The organism is Streptomyces sp. NPDC054794 (assembly GCF_053611585.1).
Genome location: NZ_JBSHAQ010000003.1, coordinates 180,114 through 206,259 on the forward strand (window position 1 = coordinate 180,114; position 26,146 = coordinate 206,259).

Below are 26,146 nucleotides of genomic sequence, written 5' to 3' on the forward strand. Positions count from 1 at the left end.
CGGGCATGACGGCCCGAATCCGCTGCCGGGAGGGCGGAAAACACATCGACCGTGACTTCTGGCGGAGTGTCGCGTTATGAACCGTTACGTCTGATCCATCAAGATGTGCGCGAAATAATCATTTCGTGCGTGTCGGGCGGAGAGGGGTTCCCACGGTGAGCAGCGCATCGGAGATGCCGCACGGGTTCGAGACCGTCCGGGGGCGCGGCTACCGCCCCGAGCAGGTCGACGCCTACGCGGCCGCGCTCGCGCGGGACCGCGACGCCGCGTGGGAACGCGCGGCGCGGCTGACCGTCCTCGCCAAGGACATGGAGGCGGAGCTGGAACAGCTGCGCGAGACGGTCGCGCAGCTCGCTCCGCAGACGTACGAGACGCTCGGCGAGCGCGCCCAGCGCTTGTTCCAGCTCGTGGTGGAGGAAGCCACGCTCGTACGGGAGTCCGTGCGGCGCGAGACGCAGGAAGAGGTCGCGCAGGCGGAAGCGCGCGCGCTGAGCGTGCGCCAGGCGGCACAGGAGTACGCGGACGAGCTCTGCGCGGAGGCCGAGGAACGCTCCCGTCAGCGGCTCCTCGCGGCCGGCGCCGAGGCCGACGATCTGCGGATCGGTGCGCGCCGGGAGGTGAAGGAGCGACGCGCCGAGGCCCTCGCGGCGCTGCGCGAGGTGCGGGATCGGACTTCGGCCATGCTCGGCGAGTTGGCCAAGGAACACGCCGAGCGCTGGGCCGAGGCCAAGCGCGAGGCGGTCGGGCGGGCCGAGGCGTTCGACGCGGAGCAGGCCGAGCGCCTGGCCCGGGCCGAGGCCGAGCTCGCCGAGGCGAAGCGCTCCGTCGAGCAGGCGGAGGAGTGGTCGCGGCGGTGTCAGCACGCGGCACGTGCGCGTGCCGGCGAGATTCTCACCGAGGCCCGTATGCAGGAGGGCCGGATCGCGAGCGACACGCAGCGGGTGCTGCGCGAACACGGTGAGCAGTGGGACGAGGTGCGGGCGCACATGGACCATGTGCGCAAGAGCCTGACGGCACTGACGGGGCGCGCACCGGCCGAATAGAGCCGTCGGCGCGCGGGGTGGGCGCGAAGGAGCACGGCGCCCACTCGCACCCGTGCCCGCGCCCACCCGCCCACGCCCGCACCGGCGGTACGCGTCCCGTCCGCTCAATTCCCCCTGCGTACCGCCCCCGCCAGGATCCACCCCTCCACCGCCTCGTACTGGCGGCGCTGTTCCTCCGCCTTGCGCCGGCCGGAGACCGCCGTGCCCAGCCAGCCGAAGGCGAAGCCCGCCGGGATCGAGACGATGCCGGTCGTGGTGAACGGGAACCAGTTGAAGTCGGCGTCGGGGAAGGCCGCGACGGGCGAGCCGGAGACCAGGTTCGTGCCCGGCATCAGCAGCAGCACGGTGAGCGAGCCGCCGATCAGGGTGCAGATCAGGCCCGTTCGGGTGTAGCGGCGCCAGAAGAGGCCGTAGACCAGGGCGGGGGCGAGGGCGGAGGCACCGAGGCAGAACGAGAGGGTGACCAGGGGCTGCAGGCTGCGGTGCTGGACCAGGGTCGCCAGGAGGATCGCCGGAACGCCGATCGTCAGGGCCGAGAGCCGGGCCAGGCTCATCTCGCGGCGGGCCGTCATGTCACGCGCGTAGGCCGCGAACACGTCGTGGGCCAGGGAGTTGGCGCAGGCGAGGATCATCCCGGCGACGGACGCCAGCAGGGTCAGGAAGATGGCCGTGGTGACCGTGGTGAACAGGAACGTCTCGCCGGTCGACACGTCCGGTCCGAACGCGGCCCGGGACCCCAGCAGGTAGGCGGTGTTGCCCTGCGGGTCGGCCGCGGCGATCGCCGCACGGCCGATCAGCGCCGTCGCGCCGAACCCGACGACCGTGATGACCAGCACGAACAGGGCCACGCTGGACACCGCCCAGGACAGTGAGCGGCGCACCTGGCGGGCGCTGGAGGCGGTGTACATGCGCATGGTGATGTGCGGCAGGCAGGCGCCGCCCAGGACGATCGTCAGCTCGGACGTGATCATGTCCAGGCGGGGGCTGGCCCCGCCCGCGAACTGCAGGCCCGAGTGCAGGAAGGCGTCCCCGGCCCCGCTCTGCCGCGCCGCCGCGTCGAACAGGGCGCCCGCGTCCCAGGCGAAGCGGCGCAGGATCAGGACGGCGACCAGGGCGCCCGAGCCGAGCAGCATGACGATCTTCAGGATCTGGATGAGGGCGGTGCCCTTCATGCCGCCGATCGCGGCGTAGCTGATCATCAGCGCGCCCAGCCCGATCACACAGCCCGTCTTCAGGGACTCGCTGGAGAAGCCGAGGATGAACGCCATCAGCTGACCGGCGCCGGCGAGTTGCACCAGCATCAGCGGCAGCAGCGCGGCGATGGTCACCGCGCACGTCGCGACGCGGACGCCACGGCCGGGCAGGCGGCGGGCCAGCGCGTCGCCCATGGTGAACCGGCCCGCGTTGCGCAGGGGTTCGGCCAGCAGGAACATCAGCAGCATCAGCGACAGGGCCGTACTCAGGGCGAGCACGATGCCGTCGTAGCCGCACAGCGCGATGACGCCGCCGGTACCGAGGACGGAGGCCGCCGAGATGTAGTCGCCCGCGATGGCGAGGCCGTTGCGCATGGGGGACAGGGAGCCGTAGCCGGTGTAGAACTCGTCGAGGTCGTCGCGGTCGGGGCCGGTCATGACGCACAGCAGCAGGGTGATGGTGGCGACGGCCGAGAACGCGACCAGGGACATGGCCTGCGCCGAGCCGCTGAAGCCCGTGAACCCACTCATCGCGCGGCCCCCCGCCTGGCGTCCACGTCCGCCTGCTTGCGGATGCGGTCCGCGAGCGGGTCGACATGGCGGCGCGCGGTGTACTCGTACAGCGCGATCGCCAGACAGGTGACGGGCAGTTGGAGGAGGGCGAGGAGCAGGCCCGCGGGGATCCCGTCGGCGAGCGGGCTCGTCATGAAGTCGGGCGCGAACGCCGACAGGACGAGGAACAGGGTGAAGTAGCCGAGAGCGGTGAGCGTGGCGGTGCGTCGCTGCCAGCGGTAGGCGCCGCGCAGGATCCGCAGGTCGCTGTGGTGGCCGAGCGATTCGTGGCGGGGTCGGGGGCGGGGCCGGGGTGGTGTGGGGGGTGCCGGCTGCCAGGGGTAGGTGTGGTACTCCGGGGGCTGCGGGTACGGGTCGTGGGACATCCCGTGCTCCTTGCGTGGCTCGGGTCCGTGGCGGCGGACCGCAGGGAGATGGGGGGTGGGAGCCATGCACGTTACTCGCAGGTATCCAGGGCGCGCGCCCTTTTCTGCGAACTGGACGGTCGGTATGCGCTTTCTCCACGACTGGGGCGCAGACCCTGGGCGTTACCCGCGTTGACTCAGATTTTTTCCGCCCGCGGGGACGGGAAGCTGTTTCGGTCGCCCCGCCGCTGAAGGCTTCAGTCCTTGAGGACGGGGAAGCGCCGCGGCGCCAGGAACAGCAGCACCAGGAACGCCAGCGCCGCCGCGCCCGCCGCCCCCAGATACACCGCGTGCACGGCGTCGGCGATGGCGTGCCGGGTCGCCTCCGGGGCCGTACCGGCGTCCAACGCGCGCGTGACGGAGTCCAGATCGCCGGCGTCGCCCAGCCGTGCGGCCAGCACCCCGTTGGCGACGGCGCCGAACAGGGAGGCGCCGACGGTCTGCCCGGTCTGCCGGCAGAACAGCACCGAGGCCGTAGTCGTGCCGCGCTCCTCCCACTCCACCGTCGACTGGACCCCGACCATCAGCGGCAGCTGGAACAGGCCCAGCGCGCCGCCCAGCAGCAGCATCAGCAGCGCCGGCTGCCAGGCCGCGCCCGGATACGGCAGGAACGGGAACGCGAACAGGATCAGCGCGGCGGTGCCGATGCCGAGCATCGCCGTGTTGCGAAAGCCGATGCGCCGGTACACGTGTTGGCTGAGCGCGGCCGACACCGGCCAGCTGAGCGTCCAGACGGACAGGACGAACCCGGCCGCCATGGGGGCGAGGCCGAGCACCGACTGCGCGTACGTCGGCAGGAACACCGAGGGCGCCACCATCAGCAGGCCGAGCGCGCCCAGCGCCAGGTTGACCGCCGCGATCGTACGGCGCCGCCACACCCAGCCCGGAATGATCGGCTCCGGCGCCCGTCGCTCCACCCACACCACGACCGCTATCAGTGCGAGCCCGAGGGCGAACAGCGCGAGCGACGGCGCGGACAGCCACGGCCAGGCCACTCCGCCCTGCACCAACGCGGTGAGCAGCACGCCACCGCAGGCGAACACCGCCAGCGCGCCCGCCCAGTCCACCCGCACCCGCGCGCGGGGCGTGCGTGCCGGTTCGTGCAGATGACGCACGATCAGCCACAGCGCCGCCGACCCTATGGGCAGGTTGATGAGGAAGATCCAGCGCCAGTCCGCGTACGCCGCCAGCACCCCGCCCAGCCCCGGGCCGGCCACCGCCGACACCGCCCACACCGTGGACAGCTTGGACTGGATCTTCGGCCGCTCCTCGAGCGGGTACAGGTCGGCCGCGAGGGTCTGCACCGTGCCCTGCAGCGCCCCGCCGCCCAGCCCCTGCACCACCCGGAACGCGATCAGCGCCCCCATGTTCCAGGCGGCCGCGCACAGCACCGAGCCGAGCAGGAACACGGCCGCGCCCGCCACCAGCACCGGTTTGCGGCCGAAGGTGTCGGACAGCTTCCCGTACACGGGCAGCGTGACCGTGACGGCGAGCAGATAGCCGGAGAACAGCCAGGAGAAGACCGAGAACCCGCCGAGATCGCCGACGATCTGCGGTACGGCCGTGGAGACGATGGTGGCGTCGAGCGCGGCCAGTGCCATCGCGAGCATCAGGGCCGCGACTACCGCCCCCCGCCGGGAAGCCGCGTTGCGTCGAGTGCTGTCCCGTGTCGCCGGCCTCGTACTTCCCACCCTCATCCCTCCCCGTGCCCCCTGCACCTATCTGCCGGACGACAGCTTCCCACTTGACCATGACGCCACGGGAGGGTGGAACCTGACTGGGCCGGAGGGTGGAGCCGACCCCTAGGACGACTCCACCTCGCGGTGGACCGCCCCTAGGGGAAGCTCCGTAATCCGGATCGGGGAGGGTTCGTACCGCCGGAGGACGAGCCGGACCCCGGGTTGTCCTTAACCTGGCTTTACGCCGCTGGGGGGCGGCTGACCGAACCGGCGGGGGTGGGGTTTTCCCCCGCACAAGACGGGGCTTCGCACCAGCGCGCCGAACCCCCGCCGGCCACGAGACTCATCGACGTACCGATCCGCACGACGACGCGGCACTCCGCGCCGCCCATCGACCGACCGATATAGGAGACTTACCGTGACATCGGCTGTGACCATTCCCAGGCACGGGGGTACTGGAGGGCCTACGGCCGTTGCCGCGCGGGCCCGGCAGGTCGTCAAGGCGTACGGATCCGGGGAGACCCGTGTCGTCGCCCTCGACCACGTCGACGTGGACATCGCCCGCGGCCAGTTCACCGCGATCATGGGCCCCTCGGGGTCCGGCAAGTCCACCCTGATGCACTGCCTCGCCGGACTCGACACGGTGAGCAGCGGCCAGATCTACCTGGACGAGACCGAGATCACCGGCCTGAAGGACAAGAAGCTCACCCAGCTGCGCCGGGACCGGATCGGGTTCATCTTCCAGGCGTTCAACCTGCTGCCCACGCTGAACGCGCTGGAGAACATCACCCTGCCGATGGACATCGCGGGCCGCAAGCCCGACAAGCCCTGGCTGGACCGGGTCGTGGAGACCGTGGGCCTGGCCGGACGGCTCAAGCACCGGCCGACCCAGCTGTCCGGCGGCCAGCAGCAGCGGGTCGCCGTGGCCCGCGCCCTGGCCGCCCGCCCGGAGATCATCTTCGGTGACGAGCCCACCGGAAACCTCGACTCGCGCGCGGGCGCCGAGGTGCTGGGCTTCCTGCGCCGCTCCGTCGACGAGCTGGGCCAGACCATCGTGATGGTCACCCACGACCCGGTGGCCGCCTCCTACGCGGACCGGGTGCTGTACCTCGCCGACGGCCGCATCGTCGACGAGATGCACCAGCCGACGGCCGACCAGGTCCTGGACCGCATGAAGGACTTCGACGCCCGGGGACGTACGTCATGACCGTCCTGAAGACGTCGATGCGCAACTTCTTCGCGCACAAGGGACGCATGGCGCTGTCGGCGATCGCGGTGCTGCTGTCGGTGGCGTTCGTCTGCGGCACGCTGGTGTTCACCGACACCATGAACACGACGTTCGACAAGCTGTTCTCGCTGACCGCCTCCAACGTCACCGTCTCGCCCAAGGGCGCGTCGAACGACGACACCCCGCAGAACGGCGTGCCGCTGTCGCTGCCCGCGTCCGCCGTGGAGCAGGTGAAGTCGGCCGACGGCGTGAAGTCGGCCGAGGGTGCGGTCAGTTCCCTGAACGTGACCGTTGTCAACAGCCACAACGACAACATGGGCTCCAGCAACGGCGCACCCACCATCGCCGGCAACTGGACCCGGAACGACCTGCGGACGATGGAGATCACCTCAGGGCACGCCCCGCGCGGGCCGACCGAGGTGATGGTCGACGCCGACACCGCCGACAAGCACGACCTCAAGCTGGGCGACGAGCTGCGCACCATCGCGCAGACCGGCGACCTCAAGGCGAAGATCGTCGGCATCGCCACCTTCAAGGTGACCAACCCCGGCGCCGCGGTCGTCTACTTCGACACCGCCACCGCCCAGCGCGAACTGCTCGGCGCCACCGGCCGGTTCACGCAGATCAACGTCACCGCCTCGGCAGGCGTCTCCGACGTGCGGCTCAAGCAGAACGTCACCCGGACGCTCGGCGCGGGCACGTACAAGTACCAGACCGCCAAGGAGAACGCCGACGAGAACCGCAAGGGCATCGGCCAGTTCATGAACGTCATCAAGTACGCCATGCTCGGCTTCGCCGGCATCGCGTTCCTGGTCGGCATTTTCCTGATCGTCAACACCTTCTCGATGCTGGTCGCCCAGCGCACCCGCGAGATCGGCCTGATGCGGGCGATCGGCTCCTCCCGCAAGCAGGTCAACCGCTCGGTGCTGGTCGAGGCGCTGCTGCTCGGCTTCGTCGGCTCGATCCTCGGCGTCGGCGCCGGTGTCGGCATCGCCGTCGGCCTGATGAAGATCATGAGCTCGATGGGCATGGACCTGTCGACCCGGGACCTGACGGTCAAGGCGACCACCCCCGTGGTCGGCCTGGTCCTCGGCGTGATCGTCACCGTCCTCGCCGCCTATCTGCCGGCCCGCCGCGCCGGCAAGGTCTCCCCGATGGCCGCGCTGCGCGAGTCCGGTACGCCCGCCGACGGCAGGGCGGGCTGGATACGGGGCCTGATCGGCCTGGTCCTCACCGGCGCCGGCACCGCGGCGCTGTACGCGGCGGCCACGGCGGACAAGGCGAAGGACGGTTCGCTCGTCCTCGGCGCCGGCATCGTCCTCTCCCTGATCGGCTTCGTGATCATCGGCCCGCTGCTGGCGGGCGGGGTGGTCCGGGTGATCAGCGCGGTCCTGCTGCGGGCCTTCGGCCCGGTCGGCCGGATGGCCGAGCGCAACGCCCTGCGCAACCCGCGCCGTACGGGGGCCACGGGCGCCGCCCTGATGATCGGCCTGGCGCTGGTCGCCTGCCTGTCGGTGGTCGGCTCCTCCATGGTCGCCTCCGCCACGAACGAGCTGGACAAGTCGGTCGGCGCGGACTTCATCGTCCAGGGCCACCAGCGGATCTTCCCGCAGGCCCAGCACGCGATGGAGCGGACGCCGGGCCTGGCCCACGTCACCAACTACAAGGAGGTCGACGCCACGCTGACCTCGCCCGACGGCAAGGCCGACGACAAGGGGGTCACGGCCGCGGACCCGTCGTACGCCGACGACCTGCGCCGCACCACCACCGAGGGCACCCTGAAGAACGCCTACGGCACGGACGCCATGGCGGTCGGCTCCGACTACGCCAAGAAGCACGGCGTGCACGTCGGCGACACCATCACCGTCGCCTTCAAGCACGGCCGCACCGCGAAGCTCAAGGTCGCCGCGATCACGGACGACGACACCGCGCTCGACAAGGGCGCGCGCTACATGAGCATGGCGACCATGGAGAAGTACGTCCCGAAGAGCCAGGTCCCGCCGAACGTGATCATGTTCGCCAAGGCCAAGGACGGCCAGGAGAAGCAGGCCTACGCGGCTCTGAAGGCGTCACTGAAGAAGTGGCCGCAGTACGAGGTCAGGGACCAGACCGACTACAAGCAGGAACTGAAGGACCAGATCGGCCAGCTCCTGAACATGGTCTACGGCCTGCTCGCCCTGGCGATCATCGTCGCGGTCCTCGGCGTGGTGAACACCCTGGCCCTGTCGGTGGTCGAGCGGACGAGGGAGATCGGCCTGATGCGGGCCATCGGCCTCTCCCGCCGCCAGCTGCGCCGCATGATCCGCCTGGAGTCGGTGGTCATCGCCCTCTTCGGCGCCCTCCTCGGCCTCGGCCTGGGCATGGGCTGGGGAGCGACCGCCCAGCGGCTCCTCGCCCTGGAGGGCCTGAACGTCCTGGAGATCCCCTGGCCGACGATCATCGGAGTCTTCGTCGGCTCGGCCTTCGTGGGGCTGTTCGCGGCACTGATCCCGGCGTTCAGGGCGGGGCGGATGAACGTACTGAGCGCGATCGCGACGGACTAGCCGCACGGGCTGAGCCGACGCCAGACCACCGCATACGGGGGTTGCGGGGGAGAACCCGGTGCCGGGGAGTCCTGAGGGACTTCCCGGCACCGGGTCCGTTTTTCATGGGTGAGCGGCACACCCACCCGCGCCACAAGAGAACCGGCGTTATCCACAGCCCCCGGCACCGGCGGGCGCGGCGTCGTACGCTGGAGACCCCCCGGCCGCGACTCGCGTCGGGTCATTCGTGTTGCCCACCCCCCGGACGAAAGCCCCCTCCATGAGCCTGCACGGTCTGCTCGACGCCGTAGCCAAGGACGCCGCCCTCGCGGAAGCGATCAAGGCGGCCGCGGACGGCAACCGCATGCACGTCGACCTGGTCGGCCCCCCGGCGGCCCGCCCCTTCGCGGTCGCCGCCCTGGCCCGCGAGCCCGGCCACCCGGTGCTGGCGGTGACGGCGACGGGACGCGAGGCCGAGGACCTGGCCGCCGCCCTGCGCTCGCTGCTGCCCCCGGCGTCCGTCGTGGAGTACCCCTCCTGGGAGACGCTCCCGCACGAGCGGCTCAGCCCGCGCAGCGACACCGTCGGCCGCCGCCTCGCCGTGCTGCGCAGACTGGCCCACCCCAGCACCGACGACCCCGAGACCGGCCCGGTCTCCGTCGTCGTCGCACCCGTACGTTCCGTGCTGCAGCCGCAGGTCAAGGGGCTCGGCGATCTCGAACCCGTGGCCCTGAGGACCGGGCAGACCGCCGATCTGAACGCCATCGTGGAGGCCCTCGCGGGCGCCGCCTACTCCCGGGTCGAGCTGGTGGAGAAGCGCGGCGAGTTCGCCGTGCGCGGCGGCATCCTGGACGTGTTCCCGCCCACCGAGGAACACCCCCTGCGCGTCGAGTTCTGGGGCGACGACGTCGAGGAGATCCGCTACTTCAAGGTCGCCGACCAGCGGTCCCTGGAGGTCGCCGAGCACGGCCTGTGGGCGCCGCCCTGCCGTGAACTTCTGTTGACGGAAGACGTCCGCACGCGTGCGCGTGCCCTCGCCGAGCAGCACCCGGAGCTCGGCGAACTGCTCGGAAAGATCGCCGAGGGCATCGCGGTCGAGGGCATGGAGTCCCTGGCCCCGGTCCTGGTCGACGACATGGAGCTGCTGCTCGACGTGCTGCCCAAGGGCGCCATGGCACTCGTCTGCGACCCGGAGCGGGTGCGCACGCGCGCCGCCGACCTCGTCGCCACCAGCCAGGAGTTCCTCCAGGCGTCCTGGGCGGCCACCGCGGGCGGCGGCGAGGCCCCCATCGACGTCGGCGCGGCCTCCCTGTGGTCCATCGCGGACATCCGCGACCGCGCGCGCGAGCTGGACATGATGTGGTGGTCCATCTCGCCCTTCGCCGCCGACGAGTCCTTCGCCGACGACGAGATGAGCGACTCGGACACGCTCAAGCTCGGCATGCACGCGCCCGAGACCTACCGCGGCGACACGGCGCGCGCCCTCGCCGACACCAAGGGCTGGCTGGCCGACGGCTGGCGCACGGTCTTCGTCACCGAGGGCCACGGCCCCGCGGCCCGTACGGTCGAGGTGCTCGGCGGCGAGGGCATCGCGGCCCGCCTCGACGCCGACCTGGGGGAGCTCAGCCCCTCCGTCGTGCACGTCTCCTGCGGCTCCATCGACTACGGCTTCGTCGATCCGGCACTCAAGCTCGCCGTCCTGACGGAGACCGACCTGTCCGGCCAGAAGGCGGCCGGCCGGGACGGCGCCCGCATGCCCGCCCGCCGCCGCAAGACCATCGACCCGCTCAGCCTGGAGGCGGGCGACTACATCGTCCACGAGCAGCACGGCGTCGGCCGCTACATCGAGATGGTGCAGCGCACCGTCCAGGGCGCCACCCGCGAGTACCTCGTCGTCGAGTACGCCCCCGCCAAGCGCGGCCAGCCCGGCGACCGGCTGTACATCCCGACCGACCAGCTGGAGCAGATCACCAAGTACGTCGGCGGCGAGGCGCCCACCCTGCACCGCCTCGGCGGCGCGGACTGGACGAAGACCAAGGCGCGCGCCAAGAAGGCCGTCAAGGAGATCGCCGCCGACCTGATCAAGCTCTACAGCGCGCGGATGGCGGCCCCCGGACACACCTTCGGCGCCGACACCCCCTGGCAGCGGGAGCTGGAGGACGCCTTCCCGTACGCCGAGACCCCCGACCAGCTGACGACCATCGCCGAGGTCAAGGAGGACATGGAGAAGTCGGTCCCGATGGACCGCCTGATCTGTGGCGACGTCGGCTACGGCAAGACCGAGATCGCGGTGCGCGCCGCCTTCAAGGCCGTCCAGGACGGCAAGCAGGTCGCCGTCCTCGTCCCGACCACGCTGCTGGTGCAGCAGCACTTCGGGACCTTCAGCGAGCGGTACTCGCAGTTCCCGGTGAACGTGCGCGCCCTGTCCCGCTTCCAGACCGACACCGAGGCGAAGGCGGCCCTGGAGGGCCTCAAGGAGGGCTCGGTGGACGTCGTCATCGGCACCCACCGCCTGTTCTCCTCGGAGACGAAGTTCAAGGACCTCGGCCTGGTCATCGTCGACGAGGAGCAGCGCTTCGGCGTCGAGCACAAGGAGCAGCTGAAGAAGCTCCGCGCGAACGTCGACGTCCTGACCATGTCCGCGACCCCGATCCCCAGGACCCTGGAGATGGCGGTCACCGGCATCCGCGAGATGTCGACGATCACCACCCCGCCGGAGGAGCGGCACCCCGTTCTCACCTTCGTCGGGCCGTACGAGGAGAGGCAGATCGGCGCGGCCATCCGCCGCGAACTGCTGCGCGAGGGCCAGGTCTTCTACATTCACAACCGGGTCGAGTCGATCGACCGCGCGGCCGCCCGGCTGCGCGAGATCGTCCCCGAGGCGCGCATCGCCACCGCCCACGGCCAGATGTCGGAGTCCGCGCTGGAGCAGGTGGTCGTCGACTTCTGGGAGAAGAAGTTCGACGTCCTCGTCTCGACGACGATCGTCGAGTCCGGCATCGACATCTCCAACGCCAACACGTTGATCGTGGAACGAGGCGACACCTTCGGCCTGTCGCAGCTGCACCAGCTGCGCGGACGCGTCGGCCGTGGCCGCGAGCGCGGCTACGCGTACTTCCTGTACCCGCCGGAGAAGCCCCTCACGGAGACGGCCCACGAGCGCCTGGCGACCATCGCCCAGCACACGGAGATGGGCGCGGGCATGTACGTGGCGATGAAGGACCTGGAGATCCGCGGCGCCGGAAACCTGCTCGGCGGCGAGCAGTCCGGCCACATCGCGGGCGTCGGCTTCGACCTGTACGTCCGCATGGTCGGCGAGGCGGTCGCGGACTACCGGCGCCAGCTGGAGAGCGGCGAGATCGAGGAGGAGCCGCCGCTGGAGGTCAAGATCGAGCTCCCCGTCGACGCGCACGTCCCGCACGAGTACGCGCCCGGCGAGCGACTGCGCCTCCAGGCCTACCGGGCCATCGCCTCCGCCAACACGGAGGACGACATCAAGGCCGTCCGCGAGGAACTCGTCGACCGCTACGGAAAGCTGCCCGAACCGGTCGAGAACCTGCTCCTCGTCGCGGGCCTGCGCATGCTGGCGCGCGCGTGTGGCGTCGGCGAGATCGTGCTGCAGGGCAACAACATCCGCTTCGCCCCGGTGGAGTTGCGGGAGTCGCAGGAACTGCGCGTCAAGCGGCTGTACCCGGGCACGGTCATCAAGCCGGCGGTCCACCAGGTGCTGGTGCCCCGCCCGAAGACCGCGAAGGTCGGCGGCAAGCCGCTGGTCGGGCGTGAACTGCTCGGCTGGGTCGGGGAGTTCCTGGCGTCGATCCTGGGGTCGTAGCCGACGGCGAGGACGTGCGGGCCCCGCCGGGCGAACGGGCGGGCGGCGGCTCGGGTGTGGCACGGGCGGGGGCACTCGTCCGGCCGGCCGCCCGACGCCGTCCCGACGTCATGGCCGCCCGCGTGCGAAACACCTCAGTCCTGTCCGTGTCACATGGTGAGCTGTTGCCGACCGATCCGATGCCGGTGAGGAGTCACGCCATGTCCGAGCACGTCAGCAAGGCCGCCGAGGGTGGGACGGGACAGGACGGCAGGGTGGAGCCGACGCGCGTGCGCGCGCTCTGGCACCTGCTGGAACCCCTGCACGCCGTTCTGTATTACGCGCCGGAGGTCTTCGAGGAGGCCTCCGCCCTCGGATACGGGACGGAGGACCGCTGGCCGGCCTACTTCCCGTTCCGCGCGGCGCCGTTGGGGGCGGTCGGCGGTGAGCGGGTCGCCTCCGCCTTCTACAGCTTCGCCCCCCGGATGGTCGCCGAACACAGCGACCGCGCCTGGACGGTCGCGGGCCCGGAGGCGGTCCTGAGGGCGAGACTGCGCGGGATCGACCGGACGTACCGCTCGATCCTGGGCGACCGCGTCGACAGCCCCGAGCTGGCCGAGGCCGCGGCCCTGGCCCGGCGCGCGGCACAGGCGGCGAACACCGCGGGCCGCCCGCTCGCCGCGGCCAACGCCGAACTGCCCTGGCCCGACGCCCCCCACCTGCAGCTGTGGCAGGCGGCGACGATCCTGCGCGAACACCGCGGCGACGGCCATCTCGCCGCCCTCCTCGTCGCCGGCCTCGACCCCGTCGAGTCCCTGGTCTCCTTCGCCGCGATAGGCGCCGCGTCCGTCGAGCGCTTCGAGAGCCGTGGCTGGAGCCCCGAGGAGTGGACGGCCGCACGCGAACGCCTGACCGCCCGTGGCCTCGTCGACGCGAACGGTACGGCCACGGACGCGGGCCGCGAGCTGCGCCGCGAGGTCGAGCGGCACACCGACCGCCTCGCCGCCGCCCCCTGGCAGAGCCTCGGCCTGCCCGCCGTGGACCGCCTGACCGCACTGCTCGGCGACTACTGGGTCGCGGTCCTGTCCACGGGACTGCTCCCCGCCGAGTCGACGCTGGGCATCGGCAAGGTCTGAGCCGGGCAAGCGTACGGCCGCCGCGAGCGACCGCCGATACGCCGGCCTGCCCCCGGCGCGCCCCCCACCCCCCGTCCGGCGCGAACCACCCGGTCGCTACGGTGGGTCCAGGAACGTCCGCCCGTGCGGGGGGCGGAACAAGGGGAGGCAAGGGGGACGCGCCGTGATGCGTCTGAGGGGCGGGGCCATCACCGCCGCCGTCGTGCTGCTCGCCGTGGCCGGCTGCACCGACCAGGACACCAGGGGTTCTTCGGGAGCCGGACGGCCGGGGAGCGGGGGCGCCGCCCTGACCGCCGCGGAGTCACTGGCCGTCAAGGGCCGGGCGCCGAAGACCGGTTACTCCCGGGCCAGGTTCGGCACCGCCTGGGCCGACACCGACTCCAACTCCTGCGACACCCGGGACGACATCCTCAAACGCGACCTGAAGGAGGTGAGGTTCACCCGCGGCGACTGCAAGGTCTCCTACGGCCTGCTGGAGCCCGATCCGTACTCCGGCAAGGCCATCACCTACCGGCGCGGCCGCAGCCAGGTCGACATCGACCACGTCGTCGCCCTCTCGGACGCCTGGCAGAAGGGCGCCAAGTACTGGGACCCCAGCAAACGCATAGCCCTGGCCAACGACCCCCTCAACCTGCTGGCCGTCGACGCGAGCACCAACCGCGGCAAGGGCGACGGCGACACGGCCACCTGGCTCCCGCCCAACAAGGCCTACCGCTGCGCCTACGTCGCAGCCCAGGTCGCCGTGAAGAAGAAGTACGGCCTGTGGGTGACCGGCGCCGAGAAGGCCGCGATGAAGGACGTCCTCGCCTCCTGCCCGGACCAGAAGCTCCCGTCCGGCGGCAACCCGACCAAGGCGCCGGAGCGTTTCCGGGCGCGCTGACGGCCCCGGGCGCCCGGATTCTCTTCGCGGCCGTCGCCCTTCTCGCATAGCGTGGCCTGCATGGATGTCACGGTGGCGAGCCTCGCCGAGAGGCCCGAGATGCTGGAGAAGGTCGTCGGGATGGCCGACACCTGGGCGGAGTTCACGACCAACGACCCGGTCGGCGGCGCCTACTACGGCCGTATCCCGACCGAACTGCCGCAGTACGCGCTGTTCGCCGAGGACGAGCGGGGCGACGTGGTCGCACATGGCTACAGCGTGCCCTTCGCCCTCGGCGCCGAAGGACGCGGCACGCTGCCCGCCCGCGGCTGGGACCAGGTGCTCGGCTGGGCCTTCGCCGACCTGCGCCGCGGCACCCGCCCCGACACGGTCAGCGCGATCGCCATCGTCGTGGCCCCGCACGCGCAGGGCCGCGGGCTGTCCGCACGGATGCTCTCGGCGATGCGGGACAACGCCCGGGCGCACGGCTTCGGCGAGGTCGTCGCGCCGGTCCGGCCCAGCGCCAAGCACCTGGAGCCGCGTACCGACATCGCGGAGTACGCGCACCGGGTGCGCGCCGACGGTCTGCCGCACGACCCGTGGCTGCGCGTCCACGCACGGGCCGGCGCGACCATCGACTCCATCGCGCCGGCGTCCATGACCGTGGCCGCCTCCTTGGAGGAATGGCGCCGCTGGACGGGGCTGGCCTTCGACACGGAGGGCGACATCGACGTACCCGGCGCCCTCGTCCCGGTCCGCTGTGAACCGGAACGCGGATACGCCGTGTACGTCGAGCCCAATGTGTGGATGCGGCACCCGCTGTGAGCGGCGCCGGGACGCGGCTCAGCCGCCCAGCGCGTCCAGGTCGATGATCTTGCCGGCGGGCTTCTGCGCCGGCACGGGCTTGTCGTAGTCGCTGAAGGAGAGCTTCACCGGCTCCTTGGCGGAGGTGCCGTCGACCCTCAGCAGGTACGGCTTGCCCTCGGTGGCGACGTAGAGCGTGTAGTTGTCCTTGCCGTCCTTCTCATGGAGGACGATCGCCGGAGTGCCGTCGACGGAGGTCGTCTTGCCGCGCGTGGCGTCCGAGTTGCTGTCCTCGGCGCCGCCGAGCACCGCGTCCAGGTCGCAGAGGCCCGCGATGTCCTTGGCGTCCTGGCCCTTCACGGCCATCTTGGTCCACTTCCCGGCCAGCATCGCCACGGCCGCGTCGGTGTCGGACTTGGCCTCGCCCTTGCTCTGGGCGCGCAGGAACGCCTCGTCGTACTTCATGTAGATGGCGTCACCGGTCTTGATCAGGTCGGCCTTGCCCTGCCCGTTCATGCTCATGGTGCCGGCGCATTCGCCCTTCCTGTTCAGGGCCATGTCGAGCTGGATGGTGCCCTTGCTCTCGTCGTCGGGGACATCGCCCTTCATCCGCAGCGACGAGGCCCCGGTGGTGGCCTTCATCGCCCGGTCGGCGATCTCGGCTCCCGTCAGCCCGGCGAACGGGCCCTTCGGCTTGCTGTCCGCGGAGTCTTTGTGCTGCCCCGGCAGACAGCCGGTGAGTCCGGCGGTGGCCGCGGCGGCGAGGCAGAGGGCGGCAAGTGCGGTGCGACGCATGGGAATTCCTTGGTGAAGAGATGAGCGGTGAGGTGAGGTGAGGTGCGGTGAGGTGAGGTGCGGTGAAGTGAGGTGCGGTGAAGTGACGTGCGTGTGGCGGTTGGTGGTGCGGGGGGAGACGGGCCGGCGGGGTCAGGCGGTCTTCTTCCAGTCCCTGCAGCCGGTGGTCTTGAAGTAGGCGTCGGACGCCTTGATGGTGACGACGGCGGTGCCGGTCACGTTGTTGTTCGCGATGATCGAGTCGAGCCCGTGCTCGGCGTCCTTGGTGCGCTCCCAGTAGCAGGAGTCGTCGGCGTTGCCGGTGGACCTGTACGTGCCCGGGGCGATGTCCGTCCCGACCTTGAACATGCCGCCCTTGCCGGCCATCTTCGAGGCGGGTGAACCCTTCGCCTTCGGGTCGACGGCCTCCCAGCCCTTGCAGCCGCTGGACTTGAACAGCTTGTCGGTGGCCTTGACGGTGACGTAACTGGTGCCGGTGACATTGTCGTTGGCCAGCAGCGCGTCCGTCTCGCCCGAGGCGTCCTTGGCGCGCTCCCAGTAGCACATCTCGTCGGTGTTGCCGCTGGTGCGGTAGGTGCCCGGCTTGACGTCCTTGCCGACCTGGAAGTCACCGTCCCCGTCGAACGCGGCCTTCTTCGCGGCGGCTTCCGGTCTGTTCGCCCCCTTCTTGCCGCCGGACCGGTGCTCGGCGGACGGCGAAGAGCCCTTGCCGCCGCTGTGGGAACCGCTGTCGTCGCCCTTGTCGCTGCCGCCGGCGTTCGCCGACACGGCACCGATGACGATGACCCCCACGACGGCCCCCAGCACGGCCTTGCCCTTCATGCCCATGGCTCTGCCCCCTCCCGAGTCGGCGACCGCCCCCCTCAGGCGGTCGCTCGTTCGCTGGGTCAATAAGACCAGAGCCTGTGAACCGAGTCAACACGGTTCACGCGATGAGTCGCGTACACGGCCGTGAAGGGATGGATCACGTGTTCACCGGTATGCTCGTGGTCACACATGGACGAGGGGAGCGGGGCGGGTGCAGGACAACGCGACAGAGGTGACCGCCGCCGGAATCGCACGGCTCGCCGGCGTCGGCCGTGCCGCCGTCAGCAATTGGCGCCGTCGGCACGCCGACTTCCCCAAACCGGTCGGCGGCACCGAGACCAGCCCGTCCTTCGCGCTCGTCGAGGTGGAGGCCTGGCTGCGCAAGCAGGGCAAGCTCGCCGAGGTCCCGCTCCGCGAACGCGTCTGGCAGCAACTCGCCGGCCATCCCGAGGGCCCCGTCACCGCGTTGGTGCACGCGGGCTGCGCCCTGCTGCTCATCCACGAGCGGCCCACCGTGTGGCTGGAGATGAGCGCCGGGTCCGACGAGCGGCTGGCCGCGCTGCTGCCCGACACACTGGAAAAGGTGATCGTGCCGCGCTTCGGTGTGACGCGGGGCCGCCGAGTTCACAGCGGGCGGGCCGGCGGCGGCGCGGCGGCTGTGAACGCTCCGGGGGCTGTGAACGCGCCGACATCGGCTCACAGCGCGGGCGCTGTGAACACCCCGGCCGCGTCACGCACCGCTTCGCCGGTCACGACCCCAGCCGGTGTGAACACCGGCGGCGATGTGAACACCCGGCCCGCCGCACACACCGCACATGCCGGGCACGCCGCCCACGGTGTGAACACCGCACCCGCCGTGATCGGCACCCCGGCCGTTCACATCCCCACCAGCCCCGAATTCCTTCCCTCCGTCCCCCTCCTGCGCGGCGCCGCCGAGCTGGCGGCCGAGAGGGGGGCCCGGCAGACGTTCGAGTTCCTGCTGGGGCGGCACCTCGACGCCAACCCGCGCCAGTACACGCTCACGCCCGCCGAACTCGCCCGCCTCATGGCCGACCTCGCCGGCCCCGCCCGTACCGTGCTCGACCCGGCCTGCGGCACCGGCGCCCTGCTGCGCGCCATCGATACCCGCCCCGATCAGGAGCTCTACGCCCAGGACAGCGCGCCCGACCTGGCCGTGCTCACCGCGCTCCGGCTCGCGCTGCACGCCCGCTCCACCGTGCGCGCCGCCGTCGGCGACACCCTGCGCGGGGACGCGTATCCGTGGCTGCACGCCGACGCCGTCCTGTGCCACCCGCCGTTCAACGAGCGCAACTGGGGCCACGACGAACTCGCCTACGACCCGCGCTGGGAGTACGGCTTCCCCGCCCGCACCGAGTCCGAGCTGGCCTGGGTCCAGCACGCGCTCGCCCGGCTGAAGGACGGCGGCACCGCCGTACTGCTGATGCCGCCCGCCGCCGCCTCCCGCCGCTCCGGTCGGCGCATCCGCGCCGACCTGCTGCGCCGCGGCGCGCTCCGCGCCGTCCTCGCGCTGCCGGTCGGCGCCGCGCCGCCGTACAACATCCCCCTGCACGTATGGGTGCTGCGCCGGCCGGACCGGACGCCCGCGCAGCCCGAGGTGCTGCTCGCCGACACCGGGCAGTTCGCCACCGAGGGGCGCGGCGGCCCCGACTGGCAGGCGGTGCGGGACGCCGTACTGGACGCCTGGGTCGCCTTCGAACGCGCCGGGCGGCTCGACGAGCGGCCGGGGCTGGCCCGTTCCGTGCCCGTGATCGAACTCCTCGACGACGACGTGGACCTGGCCCCCGCCCGGCACCTCCCGCCGGCCGCGGCGGCCGACGGCGCCGAGCAGCTCACGGCCGTACGGGAGCGCCTCGGCGAGACGCTGCGCCTGACCGCCGACCTCACTCCGCCGCCCGCCGACGCCGCGCGCCCCGCGCGCTGGCCGCTCACCACCGTCGGTGAACTCGCGCGCGGGGGCGCCCTGGTGCTGCGTACCGGCGGAAGCGGCGGCCACGCGCGCGTGCCCGTCCTCACCGACCACGACGTGCTGGCCGGAACGGCGCCCTCGGGGACGCTCCCGGAGAGCGACGAGGAGGCCGTGCTCACCGAGGTGGGCGACATCGTCGTGCCGGTGCTCGGCGGCGGCTCGATGGCCCGCGTGATCGACGAGGTGACGGAGGGCGCCGCCCTGGGGCGCAACCTCGCGCTCCTGCGCCCCGATCCCACGGCGCTCGACCCCTGGTTCCTCGCCGGCTTCCTGCGCGGCACCGCCAACAACCGCCAGGCCAGCAGCTACGCGTCCACGGCCACCCGCCTCGACGTGCGCCGCCTCCAGTTGCCGCGGCTCCCGCTCGACGAACAGCGTCGCTACGGCGCGCGCTTTCGCGCACTCGACGAGTTCGAGCGGGCGCTGCGGCACGCGGGCCGGCTCGGGGAGCAGCTCGTGCGCGGGATGTACGACGGTCTGACGGACGGAACGGTGGCACCTGAATGACGCGGCGGGGGACCCGCGGGGCAGACTGTGGGGCGACGGCGGTGGTACGGCGGTGGTACGGCGGGGGCGACGCCTGCGTCGGCTCTTGCGCCCGGAACGTCCTGCTCCGCGCAACCCCGTCCGCACCTGCGCCGTCGTGGGAAGTGACCGGCCGGACAACGGTTCGGTACAACCCGAACCGGTTGTCCGTGTCGGGCCATATGCTCGAAGCGACAATCGCATGACCGGGGTTGTCCGCACCGCGGACGGCGCCGGACGGAACGCGTACGCCCTCTTCAGGTAACAGGAGCAACCATGCAAGGCCACGGCTACGCACAGCCGGTGAAGCAGCCGCCGGACACCGCGGTGCTGGTCTTCCTGCGCATCCTGTTCGTGGTGATCGGGTTCCTGTGCATCGGCTTCGCGGCCTGGGCGATGCTGCTGCGCCTGGCCGTCGTGACCCGCAAGCCGCTGGACTGGTGCCTGTTCATCGTGGCGCTGGCGGCCGACATCATCAGCGTGGTGCTGATCGGCAGTGACCCCGCCGACGAGGTGAGCACCGGCGGCGCCGTGGGCCTCGGCATCCTCTTCGGCACGCTCGTCATCGTGACGGTCTACTACCTCGCGGCGGACATCCGGCACTTCGCGCGCCAGCGCGAGGCCTACCGCGCGCAGCAGCCGATGGCCCGGGCGTACAACTACCCGGGCCCCGTGTCGCCGTACACCGCGACGACCGTGCCGAGCACGCCCGTGGCGCCGATGCCGCTCACGCCCCACACGCCCCCGCCCGGGCCGCCGATCTCCACGCCGCACCAGCGTCCCGCCCCCGCCCGCATCGACCAGGTGCGCGCCGAGCTGGACGAGCTCAGTGACTACCTGCGCAAGCACGACGGGTATCCCGAGGACAACCACGAGGGCGGAAGGTGACCGTGGCGACAGGACGCGTCGTCGCCGGCCGCTACGAGCTGTCCACGCTCATCGGGCAGGGCGGCATGGGCCAGGTCTGGACGGCGTACGACCAGCGGCTGGACCGGCGCGTGGCGGTGAAGCTGCTGCGCCCCGACAAGGTCGCCGGGCAGGAGGCGGACGAACTGCGCCGCCGGTTCGTGCGCGAGTGCCGGGTCACCGCGCAGGTCGACCACCCCGGGCTGGTCACGGTGCACGACGCGGGCAGCGAGGGCGAGGAGCTGTTCCTCGTCATGCAGTACGTCGACGGCGCCGACCTCTCCGACCACCTCGCCGAGCACGACCCCTACCCGTGGCAGTGGGCGGTCGCGGTCGCCGCGCAGCTGTGCGCCGTGCTGAGCGCCGTGCACGCCGTGCCGATCGTCCATCGCGACCTCAAGCCGCGCAACGTGATGGTGAAGCAGGACGGCACGGTCACCGTGCTCGACCTCGGCGTCGCCTCCGTCATGGACACCGACACCACCCGCCTCACGCACACCGGTTCGCCCATCGGCTCGCCGGCGTACATGGCGCCCGAGCAGGCGATGGGCGGCGCGGTCGGCCCGTACACCGACCTGTACGCGCTCGGCGTGCTGATGCACGAACTGCTCAGCGGGGACGTGCCGTTCTCCGGTTCCACGGCGCTCGGCGTACTGCACCGGCACCTGTACGAGCCGCCGCTGCCCGTGCGCCGCCTGCGCCCCGAGGTGCCGGAGGCGCTCGAAGCGCTCGTCCTGCGGCTGCTCGCCAAGGACCCGCAGCACCGGCCGGCCTCCGCGCAGGAGGTCTACGAGCACCTGGCGCTGCTCCTGCCCGCGCGCGGGATACCCACCGGGGCGCCCCTCGACCCCACGCGGCCCTTCCTGCGCCCGCACGCCCCCTGGCCGGACCGGGCGCGCACGCCCGCGCCCCAGCCCGCCCCCGTGACGCCCGTGCCGGACGCGGCCGAGAAGCCCGATGTGGCCGCCGCCGTGGACGAGGTCAAGCGCCTCCTGGGGGAGGGCCGTATCACCCAGGCTGTCGACATCCTCGGCGCGATCCTGCCCGCCGCCGCCCAACAGCACGGTGAGCACTCCCCGGTGGTCCGCTCCCTGCGCAAGCAGTACGCGGCCACGCTCATGGACGACGGTCAGTTCCGGCGCGCGCTGCCCGAACTGCGCCGGCTGGCCGACGAACGCGCCGCCGAGGCCGGTCAGGCCGACCCGCAGTCGCTGCGCTTCCGCTACGAAGCCGCCCTGTGCCTGGAACAGCTCGGCGAACCGGCGGCGGCGCTCGCGGAGTACCGCGCGCTGCTGCCGTACTACGAGAACCAGTACGTCGCCGGGGACCCCGCGCTCGCCCACGACGTCCGCCGCCGCATCGGCCATCTGCTGCTCGCCCTCGGCGACCGCTCCGCCGCCCACGACACGCTCGCGCGGCTGCTGCTCGACGTGGAGCGCCTGAACGGCCCCGGTCATCCGATGGCCGCGGAGGTCCGGCGCTCGCTGCAGTGGCTGGGGCAGGTGCGCGGCTAGATTTTGCCGTTCCCTGGGCAATTCTTGTGATCTTCGGGGGGTTGTGTTTCCCGAAGGCATGAACGGCGCTGGATAGGTTGCCCTTCGCTTTTGCCAGGCAGAACAAGAGCGCTGGCAACGCGCGATCGAGGGTGGGGTACATGGCCGGCCATCGGCAGACCAAGAAGCGCAGGTACGTCACGTGGGCGGTGGCGGGTGCCGCCGTCGTCGCCGGGGCCGGGATCGCCGCGCAGGCCTCCATGGCCGCCACCACCTGGCCCGCGCAGCGGACATACACCGGGCACGCCTTCGACACCTGCACCGCGCCCTCTCTCAACGCGATGAAGGCATGGCGCAGCAACGGGTTCTACGGTGCCGCGGCCGTCTACGTCGGCGGCAGGAACCGCGGCTGCAACCAGCCCAACCTCACCCCCTCCTGGGTCAAGTCCGTCAGCGACGTGGGCTGGAAGCTCATCCCGCTCTACGTGGGCGCCCAGCCGCCCTGCCAGACCGGCACCAGCCCGGAGAGGATCAGCGCCGCCACCGCCGCCTCCCTCGGCGCGAGCGACGCCGCCGACGCCGTCGCCAAGGCCTCCGCCCTCGGCATGAAGGCGGGCAGCCCGATCTACCTCGACATGGAGGCGTACGACGTCACGAACAAGGCGTGCAACGACGCCGTGCTGACGTACGTGCGCTCCTTCAGCAAGACGCTGCGCGCCAAGACGTACCGCGGCGGCTACTACGGCTTCACCAGCTCCAGCGCCAAGGCGATCGCCACCGCGACGGACAAGACGGACCTGCCGGGCAACCTCTGGTACGCGCTGTGGGACAAGCAGTACACCACCACCGCGGACTGGCCGTGGGGGGCGACGCAGTACACCGGCCACAGTCGCGCCCACCAGTACATGGTCAACAGCAAGGAGACGCGGAACGGTTACACGATCACCGTGGACCGCGACGCGTGGGACGCCCCGGTGGCCATCACCGGCTGACGCCCACCGCACGCGGGTACGGCGGTGCCCGAAGCACACGTGAATCGTTGGTCGAATGGGTTGGCCAGAGCCTGGTCACTGCCTAACATCGATCACCGCAAGACTTTGTGCACCGCCGCACAATCTCCTCGGGAGGTTTCCTTGCACCGCCGCCGTCGCACCGCGCTCGTCCTGTCCGCCGTGATCGTCGCCGCGGCCCCCCTTCTCACCGCCTGCGGAGACGACGCGCATCCCGGCGCGGCGGCCGTCGTGGGCGGTCAGCGGATCACCGTCGCCCAGCTGGAGAGCCGGGTGAACGAGGTGCGCCGGGCGCAGAAGGCCGCGGTGCCGGACCAGGCGCAGTACGAGCAGGTACTCACCTCCACCAGCAGCCTCACCCGCGACACCCTGCACAACATGGTGCTCGACCGGGTGCTGCACCGCGCCGCGAGGGACCAGGGCATCACGGTCACCCGCAAGGAGGTCCAGCAGATGCGCGGCGGCCTGTTGCAGCAGGCGGGCAGCGCCGAGGCGCTGGAGACGGCCTGGCTGCAGAAGTACGGCGTCGCCCCCGAGCGTCTCGACGACAACCTCCGGCTCCAGGTGGAGGCGCAGAAGCTCGCCCAGAAGCTCGGCACCAACACCACCGAGCCCGCCTTCTGGAAGGCCTTGTCCGCGGCGTCCGAGGAACTCCACGTCGACCTCAACCCGCGCTACGGCAGCTGGGACGTGCAAAAGAGCAGCCGCGTCGACGCGAAGACCCCCTGGGTCCGCGAGGTCACCACGAACGGCACGCAGCTGACGGCCTGACCGGCGCCGTCGCGGGAACCTCATGCACGTCGCCTGCGGGTGGGGTGGGGAGGCCGCCCACCCATCACCGTCCGTCATACGATCGCATCGTCGTTCCGGGCCTGTGGACAACGCGCGAGGCGGGTGCGCGGGGTGCGTTACGTTCGATGCGTGAACACCACGCGCCTCGAAGACACCCAGGTACCGGGACCGGACGAGCAGCCCGCCCCCGGCCGTGTCGTCCTGCTCACCACCAGTCACCGCGTCGCCCCCGGCCTGCTGTCCTGGCCCGCCTGGCAGGCGCTGCGCACCGCCGACCGCGTGCTGTGCGCGGACGGGACGCATCCCCAGCTGCCCTATCTGCGCGAGGCGGGGATAGCGGTGGACGAGGCGTCCCCCACCGCCCAGGAACTGGTCGACTCCTGCGTCGGCGGACACACGGTGGTCGTCGTCGCCGCCGGCGAGGGCGAACCGGCCCTCACCGACGGCCTAGCCCGCCTCGCCGGCTCCGGCCGCGTGCGGATGCCGGAGCTGGAGTTGCTCCCCGCCTCCTACGACCTGCCCGGCGCCCGCCTCCTCGACGTCGTCCAGGTCATGGACCGCATCCGCGCCGAGTGCCCCTGGTCCTCCCGGCAGACCCACCTGGGCCTCGCCAAGTACGGCATCGAGGAGGCCTACGAACTCGTCGAGGCGATCGAGGCCGGCGACCGCGACGAGCTGAGAGAGGAGCTGGGCGACGTCCTGCTCCAGGTCGTCTTCCACTCCCGCATCGCCGAGGAGGACCCCGAGGCGCCGTTCTCCATCGACGACGTGGCCGGCGGCATCGTCGCCAAGCTCATCCACCGCCACCCGCACGTCTTCGGCGACGAGACGGCCCAGACCCCCGAGGACGTCAAGGAGCACTGGCTGCGCACCAAGGCGGAGGAGAAGCGCCGCACCTCGGTGACCGAGGGCGTCCCGCTCGGCCAGCCCGGCCTCGCCCTCGCCGCGAAGCTCGCCTCCCGTGTGCGCACCGCGGGCCTCAAGGTGCCGCTGCCGCAGGGCGAGGGCATCGGATACGAGCTGCTCGCGCTCGCGGTCGGCGCCGAGGCGGACGGTGTGGACCCGGAAGCGGCCCTGCGCGCGGCGGCCCGCGCCTACCGCGACGCCATACGCACCGCCGAGGGCACGGAGGGCTAGCCGTCGCCCGACGGCCACCCTCACCCCGACGGCTACCGCCGCCCCGCCCCCCGGCAAGGCCCACCCCCCGATCCCGGATACCGTCAAGGAGTGACCGACCAGCCCCACCCCGCGAACCCCGCCTCCGACGCGCCCGCTCCCGCCGCCCCCGACCTCTTCACCTGGGAGTTCGCCGCCGACCCCTACCCCGCCTACGCCTGGCTGCGCGAGCACGCTCCCGTGCACCGGACGAAGCTGCCGAGCGGGGTGGATGCCTGGCTGGTCACGCGGTACGGCGACGCCAAGCAGGCCCTCGCCGACGGCCGCCTGTCCAAGAACCCGGCGCATCACGACGAGCCCGCGCACGCCAAGGGCAAGACCGGTATCCCCGGCGAGCGCAAGGCCGAGCTGATGACACACCTGCTCAACATCGACCCGCCGGACCACACGAGGCTGCGCCGGCTGGTGAGCAAGGCCTTCACGCCTCGTCGCGTCGCCGAGTTCGCCCCCCGCGTCCAGGAGCTCACCGACCACCTCATCGACCAGTTCGCCGCGCGGGGCTCGGCCGACCTCATCCACGAGTTCGCCTTCCCGCTCCCCATCTACGCCATCTGCGACCTGCTCGGCGTCCCGCGCGAGGACCAGGACGACTTCCGGGACTGGGCGGGCATGATGATCCGGCACGGGGGAGGGCCCCGGGGCGGGGTCGCGCGGTCGGTGAAGAAGATGCGGGGCTATCTCGCCGAGCTCATCCGCAAGAAGCGCGAGGCCCTGCCCGACGACCCCACCCCCGGCGAAGACCTCATCTCCGCCCTCATCCGGGCCTCCGACCACGGTGAGCACCTCACCGAGAACGAGGCCGCCGCGATGGCCTTCATCCTGCTGTTCGCCGGGTTCGAGACGACCGTGAACCTCATCGGCAACGGCACCTACGCCCTGCTCACCCACCCCGAGCAGCGCCACCGCCTCCAGCGCTCCCTCGACGCGGGCGAACGGGACCTGCTGGAGACCGGGGTCGAGGAACTCCTGCGCTACGACGGCCCCGTGGAGCTCGCCACCTGGCGGTTCGCCACCGAGCCGCTCACCATCGGCGGACAGGACATCGCGTCCGGCGACCCGGTCCTCGTCGTCCTCGCCGCCGCCGACCGGGACCCGGAGCGGTTCGCCGACCCGGACGTCCTCGACCTCGGCCGACGGGACAACCAGCACCTCGGGTACGGCCACGGCATCCACTACTGCCTGGGCGCCCCGCTCGCCCGCCTGGAGGGCCAGTCCGCGCTGGCCACCCTCCTCACCCGCCTCCCCGACCTCCGGCTCGCGGTGGACCCGGACGAGCTGCGCTGGCGCGGCGGGCTGATCATGCGCGGGCTGCGGACCCTGCCGGTGGAGTTCACACCCGTCCGGTAATGACCGGAACGGGCAGTTCCGTAGATCCGTACCCGGAGCGACACCTGACACTCCCT

Annotated in this window: 19 protein-coding genes; 14 read left to right on the top strand and 5 right to left on the bottom strand. The window is 71.8% G+C overall.

The annotated features are described in order from the left end of the window. Positions 1-155: 155 nt before the first annotated feature. Positions 156-1,043 (top strand): cellulose-binding protein, encoded by an 888-nt coding sequence (locus ACWGKT_RS04510; protein ID WP_453272433.1) that lies wholly within the window; start codon positions 156-158, stop codon positions 1,041-1,043. A gap of 104 nt (positions 1,044-1,147) precedes the next feature. On the opposite strand, the gene ACWGKT_RS04515 is transcribed toward ACWGKT_RS04510, so the two are convergent. The 3 genes from ACWGKT_RS04515 to ACWGKT_RS04525 all read right to left on the bottom strand — a co-directional run bounded on the left by ACWGKT_RS04515 (position 1,148) and on the right by ACWGKT_RS04525 (position 4,904). Then, on the bottom strand, positions 1,148-2,767 hold the full coding sequence (locus tag ACWGKT_RS04515; protein ID WP_453272434.1) for a sodium/solute symporter: 1,620 nt from the start codon (positions 2,765-2,767) through the stop codon (positions 1,148-1,150). Then, positions 2,764-3,174: a DUF485 domain-containing protein gene (locus tag ACWGKT_RS04520; RefSeq protein WP_356144204.1), complete on the bottom strand. Its 411-nt coding sequence runs from the start codon at positions 3,172-3,174 to the stop codon at positions 2,764-2,766. The genes ACWGKT_RS04515 and ACWGKT_RS04520 overlap by 4 nt, the downstream gene beginning before the upstream one ends. 236 nt (positions 3,175-3,410) lie before the next feature. Next, on the bottom strand, positions 3,411-4,904 hold the full coding sequence (locus tag ACWGKT_RS04525; RefSeq protein ID WP_453272435.1) for an MFS transporter: 1,494 nt from the start codon (positions 4,902-4,904) through the stop codon (positions 3,411-3,413). A 406-nt stretch (positions 4,905-5,310) separates the two neighbouring features. Between ACWGKT_RS04525 and ACWGKT_RS04530 the strand changes: the two genes are divergently transcribed. The 6 genes from ACWGKT_RS04530 (at position 5,311) to ACWGKT_RS04555 (ending at position 15,273) form a co-directional block, all read left to right on the top strand. After that, the gene (locus ACWGKT_RS04530; RefSeq protein WP_453272436.1) at positions 5,311-6,099 is read left to right on the top strand and encodes an ABC transporter ATP-binding protein; all 789 of its coding nucleotides are present in this window, start codon (positions 5,311-5,313) and stop codon (positions 6,097-6,099) included. Beyond that, a complete protein-coding gene (locus ACWGKT_RS04535) occupies positions 6,096-8,663 on the top strand; it encodes an ABC transporter permease (protein WP_453272437.1) in 2,568 nt (855 codons plus the stop codon). Before ACWGKT_RS04530 ends, ACWGKT_RS04535 begins: the two co-directional genes overlap by 4 nt. 259 nt (positions 8,664-8,922) lie before the next feature. After that, entirely contained in the window at positions 8,923-12,474 is a 3,552-nt protein-coding gene (gene mfd, locus ACWGKT_RS04540) for a transcription-repair coupling factor (RefSeq protein ID WP_453272438.1), read from the top strand. Positions 12,475-12,674: 200 nt separating this feature from the next. Continuing rightward, on the top strand, positions 12,675-13,589 hold the full coding sequence (locus ACWGKT_RS04545; protein WP_453272439.1) for an SCO6745 family protein: 915 nt from the start codon (positions 12,675-12,677) through the stop codon (positions 13,587-13,589). A gap of 166 nt (positions 13,590-13,755) precedes the next feature. Next, positions 13,756-14,469, top strand: coding sequence for an HNH endonuclease family protein (locus tag ACWGKT_RS04550; protein ID WP_453272492.1), 714 nt, complete (start codon positions 13,756-13,758; stop codon positions 14,467-14,469). A gap of 60 nt (positions 14,470-14,529) precedes the next feature. Further along, complete coding sequence (locus ACWGKT_RS04555) at positions 14,530-15,273, top strand: N-acetyltransferase family protein (protein WP_453272440.1); 744 nt, start codon at positions 14,530-14,532, stop codon at positions 15,271-15,273. A gap of 18 nt (positions 15,274-15,291) precedes the next feature. On the opposite strand, the gene ACWGKT_RS04560 is transcribed toward ACWGKT_RS04555, so the two are convergent. After that, positions 15,292-16,047 carry a hypothetical protein gene (locus ACWGKT_RS04560; protein ID WP_453272441.1) on the bottom strand — a complete coding sequence of 252 codons (756 nt, stop codon included), beginning with the start codon at positions 16,045-16,047 and terminating at the stop codon, positions 15,292-15,294. Between the two features lie 132 nt (positions 16,048-16,179). Further along, the gene (locus ACWGKT_RS04565) at positions 16,180-16,875 is read right to left on the bottom strand and encodes a hypothetical protein (RefSeq protein WP_453272442.1); all 696 of its coding nucleotides are present in this window, start codon (positions 16,873-16,875) and stop codon (positions 16,180-16,182) included. Positions 16,876-17,065: 190 nt separating this feature from the next. Here ACWGKT_RS04565 and ACWGKT_RS04570 point away from each other — a divergent pair, with 190 nt between their 5' ends. From ACWGKT_RS04570 to ACWGKT_RS04600, 7 genes are all read left to right on the top strand, one after another. After that, complete coding sequence (locus ACWGKT_RS04570) at positions 17,066-19,348, top strand: N-6 DNA methylase (RefSeq protein ID WP_453272443.1); 2,283 nt, start codon at positions 17,066-17,068, stop codon at positions 19,346-19,348. A gap of 294 nt (positions 19,349-19,642) precedes the next feature. Beyond that, positions 19,643-20,254: a hypothetical protein gene (locus tag ACWGKT_RS04575; RefSeq protein WP_453272444.1), complete on the top strand. Its 612-nt coding sequence runs from the start codon at positions 19,643-19,645 to the stop codon at positions 20,252-20,254. Between the two features lie 38 nt (positions 20,255-20,292). Continuing rightward, positions 20,293-21,786 carry a serine/threonine-protein kinase gene (locus ACWGKT_RS04580; protein WP_356144360.1) on the top strand — a complete coding sequence of 498 codons (1,494 nt, stop codon included), beginning with the start codon at positions 20,293-20,295 and terminating at the stop codon, positions 21,784-21,786. Between the two features lie 140 nt (positions 21,787-21,926). Beyond that, the gene (locus tag ACWGKT_RS04585; protein ID WP_356144226.1) at positions 21,927-22,757 is read left to right on the top strand and encodes a glycoside hydrolase domain-containing protein; all 831 of its coding nucleotides are present in this window, start codon (positions 21,927-21,929) and stop codon (positions 22,755-22,757) included. 141 nt (positions 22,758-22,898) lie between these two features. Next, on the top strand, positions 22,899-23,546 hold the full coding sequence (locus tag ACWGKT_RS04590; RefSeq protein ID WP_356144227.1) for a SurA N-terminal domain-containing protein: 648 nt from the start codon (positions 22,899-22,901) through the stop codon (positions 23,544-23,546). Between the two features lie 150 nt (positions 23,547-23,696). Continuing rightward, positions 23,697-24,704: a nucleoside triphosphate pyrophosphohydrolase gene (locus ACWGKT_RS04595; protein WP_356144229.1), complete on the top strand. Its 1,008-nt coding sequence runs from the start codon at positions 23,697-23,699 to the stop codon at positions 24,702-24,704. 90 nt (positions 24,705-24,794) lie between these two features. Then, positions 24,795-26,090: a cytochrome P450 family protein gene (locus ACWGKT_RS04600; protein WP_453272445.1), complete on the top strand. Its 1,296-nt coding sequence runs from the start codon at positions 24,795-24,797 to the stop codon at positions 26,088-26,090. Positions 26,091-26,146: the final 56 nt, after the last annotated feature.